The sequence below is a fragment of the Lactobacillus equicursoris DSM 19284 = JCM 14600 = CIP 110162 genome (genome assembly GCF_001434815.1).
Lineage (GTDB): Bacteria > Bacillota > Bacilli > Lactobacillales > Lactobacillaceae > Lactobacillus > Lactobacillus equicursoris.
Window position 1 is genome coordinate 1 of sequence record NZ_AZDU01000117.1, and the last position, 888, is coordinate 888.

Here is an 888-nt window from a genome sequence, read left to right on the forward strand (position 1 = left end):
AAAAGCGATCAGCTTTATGCTAATCGCTTTTTGGCTTCTATATTTTTCTTTTTTGGTGGTTTAGCCAGTTCAATTGTATCAATCTGACTGAACGGAATAGCATCTACTGCATAATCTTTAGCACCGTCGACATTGTAATAAATAGCTTCTTCTATTGCGTCCTTAGTTTCATAGTCACTATCGACGCCAGCTATATATACTTTCATAGTTTTGCCGCTAATTAGTTTCACAGTAACCCAACTCCAACCAAAATTGTTAGCAACTTGCCTTTCATTCAATTTTGACATCTTAACCATTCTTATCACCATTCCAGTCTTTGGGCTGAGCAGGTACGCAATGATAGCGGCCATCTTTTGCCATATGCACTTTTATTCTTGAAGTAGTATAAAACTTGTTATTTTTTGCCCAAGAATACATGCCTATTTTTTTACCAGCATCTATATAGAAAAAACGTTGTGATATTTTCTCTGGACTTGATTCCCTATATACAATTTCAGCTATTTCTTCTAAAGAAATTGTAAAATAACTTGGCAGCATTCCATATCGTTTGCTGTCAGGATTATGAGCTGCCTTTACAACATCATTATACTCCTTTGTACCGCGAATATGCTTATTTTGACTTCCTATTTTCATTATTAATTGGAATATTGAAGCAACTGAGCGACAAAAAGGATGCATCGGTGGAAAGTTTTTACCAATCTGAGCTTTGGCTACTTCAAATATTTTTTCGTTTAAAGACCGACATATTCGGCTGGTTCGATTGTCTAGAACTGCCACATAACGATAATATTTTACTTCTCTGGCTTTCCATCGGTCTATCTTTGCTTGATTCGCCAAGTGTGCAGCTTCTGTTCGGATTAACCTTTTAGAATTAAACATTGATGTTTG

2 protein-coding genes are annotated in these 888 nt (G+C 35.8%); both read right to left on the bottom strand.

Annotated features, from left to right (window positions below; all coding sequences use genetic code 11):
• Nucleotides 1-14 precede the first annotated feature (14 nt).
• The gene (locus FC20_RS09585; protein ID WP_039944375.1) at nt 15-296 is read right to left on the bottom strand and encodes a hypothetical protein; all 282 of its coding nucleotides are present in this window, start codon (nt 294-296) and stop codon (nt 15-17) included.
• The coding region (locus tag FC20_RS09590) for a minor capsid protein (protein ID WP_169788894.1) at nt 289-888 on the bottom strand (600 nt) is incomplete at its 5' end. The genes FC20_RS09590 and FC20_RS09585, both read right to left, overlap by 8 nt.

Excerpts from the sequence above, each read along its gene's own strand:
- FC20_RS09585 (WP_039944375.1), bottom strand. The coding sequence starts at position 296 with ATGGTTAAGATGTCAAAATTGAATGAAAGGCAAGTTGCTAACAATTTT.